General features: G+C 71.2%; 11 protein-coding genes. 6 read left to right on the plus strand and 5 right to left on the minus strand.

Annotation, left to right across the window (positions count from 1 at the left end; genetic code table 11):
* Positions 1–55: 55 nt before the first annotated feature.
* From mmsB to chvE, 3 genes are read right to left on the minus strand one after another with little or no spacing between them, the layout of a single operon-like run.
* Positions 56–1279 carry a multiple monosaccharide ABC transporter permease gene (gene mmsB, locus IEZ31_RS47735; RefSeq protein WP_190256766.1) on the minus strand — a complete coding sequence of 408 codons (1224 nt, stop codon included), beginning with the start codon at positions 1277–1279 and terminating at the stop codon, positions 56–58.
* Between the two features lie 8 nt (positions 1280–1287).
* Entirely contained in the window at positions 1288–2817 is a 1530-nt protein-coding gene (mmsA, locus tag IEZ31_RS47740; protein WP_190256767.1) for a multiple monosaccharide ABC transporter ATP-binding protein, read from the minus strand.
* Between the two features lie 57 nt (positions 2818–2874).
* Positions 2875–3999 (minus strand): multiple monosaccharide ABC transporter substrate-binding protein, encoded by a 1125-nt coding sequence (chvE, locus tag IEZ31_RS47745; RefSeq protein WP_190256768.1) that lies wholly within the window; start codon positions 3997–3999, stop codon positions 2875–2877.
* 236 nt (positions 4000–4235) lie between these two features.
* Between chvE and IEZ31_RS47750 the strand changes: the two genes are divergently transcribed.
* The 5 genes from IEZ31_RS47750 to IEZ31_RS47770 all read left to right on the plus strand — a co-directional run bounded on the left by IEZ31_RS47750 (position 4236) and on the right by IEZ31_RS47770 (position 9320).
* Positions 4236–5711 (plus strand): AMP-binding protein, encoded by a 1476-nt coding sequence (locus IEZ31_RS47750; protein ID WP_190256769.1) that lies wholly within the window; start codon positions 4236–4238, stop codon positions 5709–5711.
* A 30-nt stretch (positions 5712–5741) separates the two neighbouring features.
* On the plus strand, positions 5742–6155 hold the full coding sequence (locus IEZ31_RS47755; RefSeq protein ID WP_190256770.1) for a cold shock domain-containing protein: 414 nt from the start codon (positions 5742–5744) through the stop codon (positions 6153–6155).
* 4 nt (positions 6156–6159) lie between these two features.
* Entirely contained in the window at positions 6160–7140 is a 981-nt protein-coding gene (locus IEZ31_RS47760) for an SDR family oxidoreductase (protein WP_190256771.1), read from the plus strand.
* A gap of 305 nt (positions 7141–7445) precedes the next feature.
* Positions 7446–8081: a MarR family winged helix-turn-helix transcriptional regulator gene (locus IEZ31_RS47765; RefSeq protein WP_229836981.1), complete on the plus strand. Its 636-nt coding sequence runs from the start codon at positions 7446–7448 to the stop codon at positions 8079–8081.
* 12 nt (positions 8082–8093) lie between these two features.
* Complete coding sequence (locus IEZ31_RS47770; protein WP_190256772.1) at positions 8094–9320, plus strand: epoxide hydrolase family protein; 1227 nt, start codon at positions 8094–8096, stop codon at positions 9318–9320.
* A 3-nt stretch (positions 9321–9323) separates the two neighbouring features.
* On the opposite strand, the gene IEZ31_RS47775 is transcribed toward IEZ31_RS47770, so the two are convergent.
* Positions 9324–10211 carry a LysR family transcriptional regulator gene (locus IEZ31_RS47775; protein WP_190256773.1) on the minus strand — a complete coding sequence of 296 codons (888 nt, stop codon included), beginning with the start codon at positions 10209–10211 and terminating at the stop codon, positions 9324–9326.
* An 81-nt stretch (positions 10212–10292) separates the two neighbouring features.
* Here IEZ31_RS47775 and IEZ31_RS47780 point away from each other — a divergent pair, with 81 nt between their 5' ends.
* Positions 10293–11531: an MFS transporter gene (locus tag IEZ31_RS47780; RefSeq protein WP_190256774.1), complete on the plus strand. Its 1239-nt coding sequence runs from the start codon at positions 10293–10295 to the stop codon at positions 11529–11531.
* On the opposite strand, the gene IEZ31_RS47785 is transcribed toward IEZ31_RS47780, so the two are convergent.
* Positions 11521–12207 carry a DUF305 domain-containing protein gene (locus IEZ31_RS47785; protein ID WP_190256775.1) on the minus strand — a complete coding sequence of 229 codons (687 nt, stop codon included), beginning with the start codon at positions 12205–12207 and terminating at the stop codon, positions 11521–11523. The two genes, IEZ31_RS47780 and IEZ31_RS47785, sit on opposite strands and share 11 nt — an antisense overlap.
* Between the last annotated feature and the right edge of the window lie 1025 nt (positions 12208–13232).

Raw genomic sequence — 13232 nt, forward strand, 5'->3', positions numbered from 1 at the left:
GTCGGGGCGGGCCACGCCGTGCCGTGGCCCGCCCCCGGGAACGCCGGCAGCGGCGTCAGCGAGAACGGCCGGCCCTCCGCTTGGCCCACACGTCGAACGCCACCGCTGCCAGCAGGACCAGGCCCTTGACCAGCATGACCCGCTCCGACGGGGAGCCGACCAGGGACATGCCGTTGTTGATCACCGCCATGATGAGGCCGCCGGTGATGGCGCCGACCACCTTGCCCACGCCGCCCTGGACCGCGGCGCCGCCGATGAACGCGGCCGCGATCGCGTCGAGCTCGAACGCGTTGCCCGCCGTCGGGCCGGCCTGGTTCAGCCGGCCGGCGAAGATGATGCCCGCGATCGAGGCCAGCAGGCCCATGTTCACGAAGATCCAGAAGGTCACCGACTTGACCTTCACGCCGGACAGGCTTGCCGCCTGCAGGTTGCCGCCGACCGCGTAGATGTGCCGGCCGAACACGGTGCGCTGGGAGAGCAGGGTGTACAGCAGCACGAGCGCCGCGAGCAGCACCAGCACCCAGGGCAGGTTCTTGAACCGGGCCAGCTGCACGACGATGAACATGAGCACGAGCGACGCGCCGGTGAGCTTCGCGACGAAGACGGGCATCGAGTCGACCTGCTGGCCGTAGCCGATGCGGCCGCTGCGGGCCCGCCACTGCACCACCACGATGCCGGCGACGGCCGCCAGGCCGACGAGCAGCGTGAACAGGTCGGCGCCGCCGAGCACGCCGAGGCCGACGTTGTTGAGGAAGCCGGGCGTGAACCCGTTGGCGAGGGTGCGCACGTCGTCCGGGAAGGGGCCGATGCCCTGGTTGCCCAGCACCGTCATGGTCAGCGCGCGGAACACCAGCATGCCGGCGAGCGTCACGATGAAGGCGGGGATCCCGAAGTACGCGATCCAGAAGCCCTGCCAGGCGCCGATCAGGCCGCCGACGACCAGCGTGGCCAGGATGGCGAGGGGCCACGGCACGTCGAGGTTCACCATGAGCACGGCCGCGAAGGCGCCCGTGACGGCGACCACCGAGCCGGCGGACAGGTCGATGTGCCCGGCGATGATGATCAGGATCATGCCGATGGCGAGGATCAGGATGTACGAGTTCTGCACGACGATGTTCGAGATGTTCTGCGGCTCCAGCAGCGAGCCCTCGGTCAGGATCTCGAACAGCACGACGATCGCGGCGAAGGCGATGTAGATGCCGCTCTGGCGCAGGTTCACGGAGAACCGGGTCGGTGGCGTGACGGCCGGCTCGACCGCGGGTTCGACCACAGTGGTCATGGGGCAGGTTACTCCTTGATCCGGGTCATGAGGTGCATCAGGCGCTCGGGAGAGAACTCGGATCGATCGACGGACCCCGTGATCCGGCCGGCCGACAGCGCGTAGATGCGGTCGCAGATGCCGAGCAGCTCGGGCAGCTCCGAGGAGATGACGAGGATCGCCTTGCCCTGGTCGGCGAGCTGGTTGATGATCGTGTAGATCTCGTACTTGGCGCCGATGTCGATGCCCCGCGTCGGCTCGTCGAGGATGAGCACGTCGGGATCGGTGAAGATCCATTTCGCGAGGACGACCTTCTGCTGGTTGCCGCCGGAGAGCGTTCCGGTGACGGCGCCGACGCCGGGTGCCTTGATGTTCAGGCTGCCGCGGTAGTTCTCCGCCACCTGGAACTCGCGGTTGTCGTCGACCCAGCCCCGCCGCGACAGCTTGTCCAGCGCCGCCCCCGACACGTTGCGCTGGATGTCCTCGATGAGGTTCAGCCCGTACCGCTTGCGATCCTCGGTCGCGTAGGCGATCCCGTGCGCGATGGCCTCACCGACGGAGCGCAGCTCGACCGGCTTGCCGCGCTTGTAGACGCGGCCGCTGATGTCGACGCCGTAGCTGCGGCCGAACACGCTCATCGCGAGCTCGGTGCGCCCGGCCCCCATGAGCCCGGCCAGGCCGACGATCTCGCCGGCCCGCAGCGTGAGGCCGGCGCCGTCGACGACCCGCCGCCCGTGCTGGGTCGGCGAGTGCACGGTCCAGTCCTCGATCCGCAGCACCTCCTCGCCGATGTCCGGCGTGTGCGGCGGGAACCGGTGCTCCAGGTCCCGGCCGACCATCCCGGAGATGATGCGGTCCTCGGAAACGGTTCCCGAGCGCATGTCGAGCGTCTCGATGGTGCGCCCGTCGCGCAGGATCGTGGTCGAGTCGGCGATCGCCTCGATCTCGTTGAGCTTGTGCGAGATGATCACGCAGGTGATGCCCTGGTCGCGCAGGCCGCGCAGCAGGTCGAGCAGGTGGGCGGAGTCCTCGTCGTTGAGCGCGGCGGTCGGCTCGTCGAGGATGAGCAGCCGCACCTCCTTCGACAGGGCCTTGGCGATCTCGACGAGCTGCTGTTTGCCGACGCCGATGTCCATCGCCGGCGTGACCGGGTTCTCGTGCAGCCCGACCCGGGTCAGCAGGGCGCCGGCGTCGGCGTTCGTGCGGTTCCAGTCGATGAGCCCGCGGTGGACCCGCTCGTTGCCGAGGAAGATGTTCTCCGCGATCGACAGGTACGGGATGAGCGCCAGCTCCTGGTGGATGATGACGATCCCGCGCCGTTCCGAGTCGCGGATCCCGTGGAAGACGCAGGGTTCGCCGTCGAAGAGGATGTCCCCGTCGTACGTCCCGTGGGGGTACACGCCGGAAAGGACCTTCATCAGGGTCGACTTCCCGGCGCCGTTCTCGCCGCAGATGGCGTGGATCTCGCCACGGCGCACGGTGAGGGTGACGTCGGAGAGCGCGGTGACGCCCGGGAACGTCTTGGTGATCCCGCGCATCTGCAGAATCGCGTCGGTCATGTGTTCTCCTCCGGAAACGGGGGCCCGGAAACGACCGGACCCCCGTTTCCCGCGCCGCTACTTGAGCTGGTCCTCGGTGTAGTAGCCGGAGTCGACGAGCACCGACTTGTAGTTGGACTTGTAGACGACGACCGGCTCCAGGAGGTACGACGGGACGACCTTCACGCCGTTGTCGTAGTCCTTGGTGTTGTTGGTCTCGGGCTTGCCGCCCTTGAGCACCGCATCGGCCATCTTCACCGTCACGTCGGCGAGCTTACGGGTGTCCTTGTAGATGGTCGCGTACTGCTCACCGGCGATGATCGACTTCACCGAGGCGACCTCGGCGTCCTGGCCGGTCACGATCGGGTAGGGCTGCCCGGCGGTACCGTAGCCGCTGCTCTTCAGCGCGGACAGGATGCCGATCGACAGGCCGTCGTAGGGGGACAGCACGCCCTGGACCTTGGTCCCGCCCGTGTACGTCTTGGTGATGATGTCCTCCATGCGCTTCTGGGCCGTCGCCGGGTCCCAGCGCAGGATCGCGACCGTCTTGAAGTCGGTCTGGCCGCTCTTCACCACGAGCGTGCCCTTGTCGATGTACGGCTTGAGGGTGTCCATCGCGCCGTTGAAGAAGAACGTGGCGTTGTTGTCGTCCGGCGAGCCGGCGAACAGTTCGACGTTGAACGGCCCGGTGGCGGTGCCGTCGGAGCCGTCCTCCTTCTTCAGGCCCAGGCCGACCAGCAGCGACGTCGCCTGCTGCACGCCCACCTTGTAGTTGTCGAACGTGGCGTAGTAGTCGACGTTCGGCGACTTGCGGATCAGCCGGTCGTAGGCGATGACCGGGATCTTCTTGTCGGCGGCCTCCTGCAGCTGCGTGGTGATCGCGGTGCCGTCGATCGACGCGATGATGAGCAGCTTGGCGCCCTTGGTGATCTGGTTCTCGATCTGGTTGACCTGGGTCGGGATGTCGTTCTCCGCGTACTGCAGGTCGACCTTGTAGCCAAGCTTCTCCAGCGCGGCCTTGACGTTGTTGCCGTCGGCGATCCACCGCTCGGAGGACTTCGTCGGCATGGTGACGCCGATGAGGCTGCCCTCGCCGGCGGTGCCCGCCTCCTTGTCGGCGGTCTTCTCGCTCGAGCCGCAGGCGGTGGCGCTCAGCGCCAGGACCAGGCCGGCCGCCGCGGCGGCGATCCGTGTGAGCTTCATGGTGCTGTCTCCCTCAGGGCAGCGTGCAGCGACCGATGACGGGCGCATGTGAGCGAGTCATCGACGCGGCCGAGGATGTTTGACTGTGGGGGTGTTTGCTGTTGCTTGTGCGTTGCGGGCGGGTTGCCGCCACAGTGTTAACGCTCACACACACGCCCGTCAAGCGGTGACCAGCGATCGTGATGCAGCCGCGTTGTGACACCCGTGTGACACCGGCGGGGTGCGACGATGTGCCCATGCGCCTGCTCACCGGCCTCGGGGCCGCCGCCGACCAGCCCGCCGTCGTGACCGTCGCCGGGCGGGCCCTGCCCGCCGAGTCGCTGCTCGGCGCGGCCGCCGCCGTCGCCGCCGACGTGGGGGGCGCCGGGGTGGTGGCCGTGGACGCGACGGCCTCGCTGGAGACGGTCGTCGCCGTCGTGGGCGGCCTGCTGGCCGGCTGCGCGGTGGTGCCCGTGCCGCCCGACGCGGGGCCGGCGGAGCGCGACCACATCCTGCGCGACTCGGGCGCCGCCGTCCTGCTGGGCGCCGCCGCCGCACCCGGCTCCGCGACGGCCGCACGCGGGTCCGGCGCCGAGGGCGCCACCGGCCTCCCCCGCAACCCCGCTGCCGCCGCTTCGCGCGACTCCGCCGCCGAGGCCGTCACCGGCGGACCCGACTTCATCCCCGTCGATGTCGCGCGGCGGTCCGGCGCGAGCCTCCCCGCACCCGCGCCCGACCAGGCCGCGCTGATCATGTACACGAGCGGCACCACCGGTGCCCCCAAAGGCGTCGTGCTCACCCACGCCGCGGTCGAGGCCGGGGTCGACGCCGTGGCCGAGGCCTGGGACTGGACCGCCGGCGACACCCTCGTGCACGGGCTGCCGCTGTTCCACGTGCACGGGCTGATCCTGGGCGTCCTCGGCGCGCTGCGGCGCGGGTCGCCGCTCGTGCACACCGGCCGGCCGCACCCGGCGCGGTACGCCGCCGCCGGGGGCACGCTGTATTTCGGCGTCCCCACCGTCTGGTCGCGCGTGTGCGCCGAGCCGGCCGCCGCCCGGGCGCTGCGCCCCGCGCGCCTGCTCGTGTCCGGCAGCGCGCCGTTACCCGTCCCGGTCTTCGACCGGCTGGCGGCGCTGAGCGGGCATCGGCCCGTCGAGCGGTACGGGATGACCGAAACCCTGATCACCGTGAGCACCCGCGCCGCCGGCGAGCGGCGCCCGGGCCAGGTCGGCCTGCCGCTGCGCGGCGTCGAGACCCGCCTCGTCCGCGACGACGGCACCGAGTCCGAGCGCGACGGCGAGACGATCGGCGAGCTGTGGGTCCGGGGCCCGATGCTGCTCCAGCGGTACCACGGGCAGCCCGACCGCACCGGCGAGTGGTTCCGCACCGGGGACCTGGCGACGATCGCCCCCGACGGATGGCACCGCATCGTCGGGCGCGCCTCGACCGACCTCATCAAGAGCGGCGGCTACCGCATCGGCGCCGGCGAGGTCGAGGACGCGCTCCTCGCGCACCCGGCGGTGCGGGAGGCGGCGGTCGTCGGCACGCCCGACGACGACCTGGGCCAGGCGGTCACGGCGTGGGTCGTCGCGGACGGGGTCGGCGAGCGCGACCTCATCGACTTCGTCGCCGGTCACCTGTCCGTGCACAAGCGCCCGCGCTCGGTGCGCTTCGTGGCCGAGCTGCCGCGCAATGCCATGGGCAAGGTACAGAAGACCCGGCTTATGCTGTAAAGCAGTCGGTTTGCGTCGGGTGGGTGGTGCGTGGTGGAGACGGGCAGGATCCTGCGGTTCGACGAGGTGCGCGGCTACGGCTTCATCGCCCCCAATGCGGGCGGGGAGGACGTCTTCGTGCATGCCAACGATTTCGGCGACCAGCGGCACCTCGTGCACCCCGGCATGCGGGTGGAGTACGAGGTGGAGGAGGGCGAGCGCGGCCTCAAGGTGGCCACCGTCCGCATCCTCGACACGCCGGTGCCGCGGCGCGACCACGCCCGGGCCGCCGCGTCGACGGCCGAGGACGACGGGCTCTGCGACGTGCTATCCAGCCGGGAGTTCTCGCAGGAGGTGACGGAGCTGCTCATCCAGCACGTGCCGTCGCTGACCGGCAGCCAGATCGCCCAGGCGCGCCAGCACCTGGTCGCCTTTGCGCGCAGCCACGGGTGGGTGGAAAGCTAGGCGCGTGCGGGTCCTCTTCATCGGCGGCAGCGGCATCATCAGCTCGGCCTGCGCCCGGCTGGCCGTGGCGCGCGGCATCGAGCTCCACGTCCTCAACCGCGGTGTGAGCCGCGACCGCCCGCTCCCCGAGGGGGCGCGGCTCGTGCAGGCCGACATCCGGGATCCGCAGTCGGTGCGCGACGCCCTGGCCGGCCAGACGTTCGACGCGGTCGTTGACTGGGTCGCGTTCACCCCCGAGCACGTGCACACGGACATCGAGCTGTTCCGCGGGCGCACCGGGCAGTATGTCTTCATCAGCTCGGCCTCGGCCTACCAGACGCCGCCGGCCCGCCTGCCCGTGGTCGAGTCGTCCCCGCTGCGCAACCCGTTCTGGCAGTACAGCCGGGACAAGATCGCCTGCGAGGACCTCCTGGTGCAGGTGTACCGCGACAAGGGCTTCCCGGCGACCATCGTGCGCCCGTCACACACGTATGACCGCACCCTCGTGCCCTTCGACGGCGGCTGGACGGTGCTCGGCCGGATGCGGCAGGGCAAGGAGGTCGTGGTGCACGGCGACGGCACGTCGCTGTGGACGCTCACCCACCACGAGGACTTCGCGAAGGCGTTCGTCCCGCTGCTGGGCCACCCACGCGCGATCGGCGACGTCTTCCACATCACCGGCGACGACGTGCTCACCTGGAACCAGATCGCCGAGCACCTGGCCGCCGCCCTGGGCGTGACCGCGAAGCTCGTCCACGTCCCGTCCGACGCGATCGCCGCCGCCGACCCGGAGTGGGGCGCCGGCCTGCTCGGCGACAAGGCCCACTCGATGGTCTTCGACAACTCGAAGGTCCGCCTTCTGGTCCCGGACTTCGCCGCCACCATCCCGTTCCACCAGGGGGCGCGGGAGATCGTGGCATGGCACGACGAGGATCCCGCGCGCCAGGTCACCGACGAGCGCCTCGACAAGGTGATGGACGACCTGGTGGCCCGCTTCCGCGTCTAGCCGCTGCCCGCCGTTTCCCACCGAGCGCCGCCCGCGGGCCGCCGGCCGCTGCCCGGCTGCCACCGCCGCCTTGCCCCGCTCCCTGCCGTTTCCCACCGAGCGCCGCCCGCGGGCCCGACCGCCGCCCGGCTGCCACCTGCCGCTGCCTGGCCCACTCCCGCCGTTTCCCACCGAACGCCACCTGCGGACCCCTCCGAGGCCCGCCGCTCTCCTGCCGCTCCCCTGTTGGCCTCGGTGTGCCCCGGCGACCGTCCACCCAAAATTACTTGAGAAACTTACTTAAGTTTCTGTCATACTTTTTCGGCGTGACGGTGCTCCGTATCGCCGAGCTGACGCGCGTCCTCGAAGCGTTCACCCGGATGTCGATCCGGCTCCCGGCCGCCCAGCGGCTGAGCTTCACCACCCTGTCGGTGCTGCACACCCTGTCGACCCGTGGCCCGAAGCGGCTGACCGAGCTGACCGCCACCGAGCAGGTCACCCAGTCGGCGATCACCCAGATCGTCACCAAGCTGGAGCGCGAGGGCCTGGTCCGCCGCGAACCCGACCCCACCGACGGCCGCGCCGTCCTGGTGCACGCGACCCCGGCCGGCACCGCGGTCATCGACGGCCGCCGCGACGAGCGCATCCACCGCCTCACCGAGCTCGCCGGCCAGCTCGACCCGGACGAGCAGGCGGCCATCGCGGCGGCCCTGCCGGCCCTGGCCCACCTGGTCGAGCTCAGCGAACCCGCGACGCTACGCCGCGACCATGCCGAGGCCAGCCGGCCCGCGACCCCACGCCGCGACCCTGCCGAGGCCGGCCAACCCGCGACCCCACGCCGCGACCCTGCCGAGGCCAGCGAACCCGCGACCCCACGCCGCAACCCTGCCGAGGCCGGTCGGCCCGCCGCCGCTCGCCGCAGGCGCGTCGAGCCCAGCCAGCCCACGACCGATGCCACGTAAGGAGCCGAAACCGTGAGCCACGGCGCGTTCCCGCTCGTTCCCACGCCGATCCACGTTTCCGACGAGGTCCTGGCCGACCTCCGGCTGCGGCTGGAGCTGACCCGCTTCCCGGACGACGCCGGGAACGACGACTGGTACTACGGCGTCAACGGCACCTACCTGCGGGAGCTCGTGCGATACTGGCGCACCGAGTACGACTGGCGCAAGGCCGAGGCGGCGATCAACGCCTACGAGCACTACCACGTCCGCGTCGACGGCGTGTCCGTCCACTTCATGCGGCGGCCCGGCGCCGGCCCGGACCCGACGCCCCTGATTCTCACGCACGGCTGGCCGTGGACGTTCTGGCACTGGTCGAAGGTCGTCGACCGGCTCGCCGACCCGGCCGCGTTCGGCGAGGACCCGGCCGAGGCGTTCGACGTCATCGTCCCGTCGTTCCCCGGGTTCGGGCTGTCGACGCCGTTGCCCGACCACCCGGACATGAACTTCTGGAAGGTCGCCGACCTCTGGAACACCCTGATGACGGAAACGCTCGGAAACGAACGGTACGCGGCGGCCGGTTGCGACGTCGGTGCACTGGTGACCGGGCAGCTCGGCCACAAGTACGCGGACCGGTTGTACGGGATCCACATCGGCTCCGGCCAGAAGCTCACGATGTTCAACGGGGACCGCGCCTGGGACTTCGGCGGCGGGCGGCCGATTCCCGACGGCCTGCCGGTGGAGGTACACGGGAGAATTCTGGCGCTGGACAAGCGGTTCGCGGTGCATCTCGCGGCGCACGTGCTCGACTCCAGCACGCTCTCGTACGGGTTGTCGGACTCCCCCGCCGGGATGCTCGCGTGGATCCTGCAGCGGTGGGTGGCGTGGAGCGACAACGGCGGCGACGTCGAGTCGGTGTTCACGAAGGACGACCTGCTGACCCACGCGATGCTCTTCTGGGTCAACAACTCGATCGGCACCTCGATCCGCACGTACGCGAACAACAACCGCTATCCGTGGACGCCCTCACACGACCGTACGCCGGTGGTCGAGGCGCCGACCGGGATCACGTTCGTCGGCTACGAGAACCCGCCCGGCGTCACGACCGACCAGCGGGTGCGGCACTTCCTGGAGAGCGACCGCGCGCAGTGGTACAACCATGTGAACCTCACCGTGCACGACCGTGGCGGCCATTTCATCCCGTGGGAGCTCCCGGACGCGTGGGTGGAGGACCTGCGCCGCACGTTCCGCGGCCGCCGCTGACCCTCACGAGCGGCGGTGCGCGTCCACGAGTCGCAGCAGGGCGCGCACCGCGGCGCTCGGGCGGCGCGCGGCCGCGGTGGCGACGTCGAACGTCCAGCTGAGCCGCGTTCCGAGCACGGGCCGCAGCGCGAGCTCCGGCCCGGGCCGCACCGCGAACCTCGGGATCAGCGCGACGCCGAGACCGTTTCCGACGTACTGCGGAACGGTCGCGATGTCGGCGACCTCCAGCGCCACGCGCCGCTGCAGGCCGGCGGCGGCGAAACCGCGGTCGACCTCGGTGCGGTTGCCGTACCCGAGCGGCGAGTCCACGAACGGCTCGTCGGCGAGGTCCGCGAGCGACACCGACTCGCGCTCGGTGAGCGGATGTGACGCCGGCAGTACCGCCACGATCGGCTCGGCGACGAGCGTGCGTGTCGACAGCCCGGCCGGCGGGTGACCCGACAGGGAGAGGAAGGCCACGTCGAGCTCGCCGTCGAGCAGCGCGTCGGCCAGGCCGGCCGAGCCGCTGGTCGCGGTGCGCAGCCGCAGGTCGACGTGCGGGTGCTCGGCGTGGAACTGCCCCAGCAGGCCGGGCAGGTCGACGAACCCGACCGAGGTCAGCGTGCCGATCCGCAGCGTGCCGCGCAGCCCGCCGCGCACCTCGTCGACGGCGTCGCGGGCGGCCTGCGCGGCGTCGATCGTCGCCCGGGCCGCGGGCAGGAGCGCCGTTCCGGCGTCGGTGAGCACGACCCGCTGCGAGGTGCGCTCGAACAGCTGGACGCCGAGCTCGCGTTCCAGGCCGCGCACCGCGGCGGAGACGCCGGACTGCACGACACGGAGCCGCTCGGCCGCGCGCGTGAAGCTTCGCTCCTCGGCGACGCTCACGAAGTACACGAGATGCCTCAACTCCACGAGGGAACTATCGCAGATCGTGCTGGAAACCAGCACGAAGATTCGTGGTTGGTGCTGGTTCCCGCGAGGGACATTGCAGGCATGACTTCGGTACTGTCGTCCGTCGGCCGGTCAACCCGGCACCGGGCCGTTCCCGCGCGCCGGGGCCTCAGCCACGAGCAGGGGTTCTGGGCGATCGCGCTCGCGTTCGCGGTGTCGCTCGCGTTCACCGTGGTGCCGACCCCGCTCTGGGCCATCTACCAGCGGCACGACGGGTACTCCACGATCGCGGTGACGATCGCGTTCGCCGCGTACGCGGTCGGCGTCGTGACCAGCCTGTTCCTGGCGGGACACGTTTCCGACTGGCTGGGACGGCGTCGAGTGCTGCTCCCGGCGGTACTGCTGGAGGCGATCGCGGCGACGCTGTTCCTCACGTCGACGTCGCTCGGCGTCGTCATCGTCGCCCGCGTGCTGTCCGGCCTGGGCATCGGCATGATCACCGCGACGGCGACCGCGCACCTGTCCGAGCTGCACGCCGCCGCCCGCCCGGCGGCCGGCCGGGCCCGCGCCGACCTGGTGTCCACGGTCGCCAACCTGGGCGGTTTCGCGTTCGGTCCGATCGTCGCCGGCCTGCTCGCGCAGTACGTGGACGCGCCGCTGCGCACGCCGTACCTGGTCTTCCTCGCGCTGTTGCTCCTGGCGGCGCTGGCCGTCGCCCTCGTGCCGGAGACAGTGAGCGCTCTCCCGCGCCGGTACCGCCCGCAGCGCGTCAACGTGCCCGCCGCGGCCCGCCCGCGCTACTTCGCGGCCGCCGCCGGCGCGTTCGCGTCGCTGTCGGTGCTCGGCCTGTTCACTTCTCTGGCGCCGTCGTTCGTCGCGGGCACGCTGCACCACCCGTCGCGCGCCCTGGCCGGCCTGGTGGCGTCGCTGGTGTTCGCGAGCGGCGCCGCGGCCCAGGTACTGCTGCGGCGGCACCCGATCCGCGTGCAGCTCATGACCGGGCTGTCGCTGATGGTGCTGGGCCTGGTGACGGTGACCGCGGGCGTGTGGGGCACCAGCCTGGCGGTGTTCCTGGCGGGCGGCATCATGGCGGGCGGCGGCGCCGGCGCGCTGCTGAAGGGCGCGATCTCGACGGTGGTCGATCTCGCGCCGCCCGCGGTCCGCGGCGAGGCGCTGGCCGGGCTGTTCCTGGGCGGGTACCTCGGCCTGGCCGTCCCGGTGCTCGGCCTCGGCTTCGCGACGCAGCTCGTGAGCGCGCGGGTGGCCCTGCTGGGCTTCGCGACCGCGGTGATCCTGGTCATCGCGGGTACGGCCCGCATGCTGCTCTTCGTCAGACGGTGACCTGCGTGCGGGTGTCGACCACCGACCGGGCGATTGCCTTCACCGTCGGGCTGTTCCCGTTCTGGATCTCCGACTTGGCGAGGCTGACCAGCTGAGCGAGATGCTCACGCAGACACTCGGCGGCCTGCCGGTCGAACTCGGCACCCTGCGCGGCGCTGATCACGGCGAGCCGGTCGGCATCGACGAGCCCGGGCATCTTGTGGCCTTTGTGGGGGTTCTCGGCGGGGATGCCGGCCTGCTGGCCGAGGGTGCGCAGCCTGGGGAGCTCGGCGTCGTACACGGCCCGCAGCTCCTGCGCCGTCCTGGCCAGGGCGGGATCGGCGGCCCGCTGGGCGAGAAGGTCGAGGACCGGGATCAGCTGCTCGTCCATCGGGATCATGAGCTCGATCCAGGCGAGGTCGGTGCCGCCGAACTCCGAGACTGCGACTGCTGACGCCGGCGCGGCGGACTTCGGTTCGGGGGGAGCGTCGGCGGCGCAGGCGGTTGTACCGGTGATGAGCGCTCCGAGGAGAAGAGCGACGACCAGGCGGGGCCGCCGGGTGCGCAGGGCGAGGACCAGGTGCGGCCGGCGGGTGCGTGCCGGTGCGTTCGTCCGGTGATCGGCCAGCGGCGATGACGACGGCAGCGACGACGACGGGAGCTTCGGGCGCCGGGTCGTTGGCGGGCGACTGGGCACGGAGGGGGCTCCTTCCGACTTCCAAGCAGCGGTGCTTCGAGCATCGGCTTTCGAACATCGGGCTTTCGAGCAGCGGCTTTGGAACAGCGGGCCTTGGAGCACTGAGCTTTAGCACGGTGGGCCTTAAGCAGTGGACTTTTGATCATTGGGGTTTGAGCAGCGCCCTTTCGAGCAGCCGGGCCTCCAGGCGTCTGGGAGACCAGGCATCGGGAGACCAGGTATCCGGGCTTCGCAGGTTTCCTGTTTCCGGCGGGCCGGTCCGGCGGTTGCGGGACGCAGGCGCCCAGAGCCAGGTCGTACCCGCAACCGCAGGATCGGCGCCCGGGAGACGACGCTCCCGGTGGCGGGAACCCCAACCCGGTCACCGCCTTGCCACTGCACTGGCGGAACACCCGTTCCTCAGTCCGGATGTCGCTCCTGACCGGGCCGCGGCGGATCGTGACAACGACCGCCGTGACGACCGGCTCGGGCAGCCCCCGCCTGGATGACCAACCCGAGCGACCGTTTCCCCGTTGTACCCGGTCAGGCGGCCCGGCCCGCCCCCGTCGATCCCACTGCTTCGCCTGGCCGGCCGCCACGGATCGCGCTTTCCGCCGGCACCCGACCCATTGGAGAGCGCTCTCCGCAACCAGAGTCTCCCGCCTGGCGAAAGGGGTGTCAACAGTCCGCCGACCGTGAGATCGGGAAATCTGATCCCGCCCCACCGAAGCCGGATGTCGTTCAGGCACAAGGCATCCAGCGTCAGCGCGCCGGACCGACCCACTACGGAGACCCGGACACCGCGCGAGGCGGTGGAGAGCGCTCTCCAAGCGTCGGTGGAGGTGATGGGGCCGGAAACAGGAAGGCGCCGGAAATCGGAACACGCGGGAACGCGGGAACGGCGCACGGCCGGGGCGGCGGCGCGGAACAGGAACGGGAACGGCGCACGGCCGGGGCGGCGGCGCGGAACAGGAACGGGAACGGCGCACGGCCGAGGCGGCGGCGCGGAACAGGAACGGGAACGGCGCACGGCCGAGGCGGCGGCG

Source organism: Dactylosporangium sucinum (assembly GCF_014647515.1).
GTDB classification, from domain to species: Bacteria; Actinomycetota; Actinomycetes; order Mycobacteriales; family Micromonosporaceae; genus Dactylosporangium; species Dactylosporangium sucinum.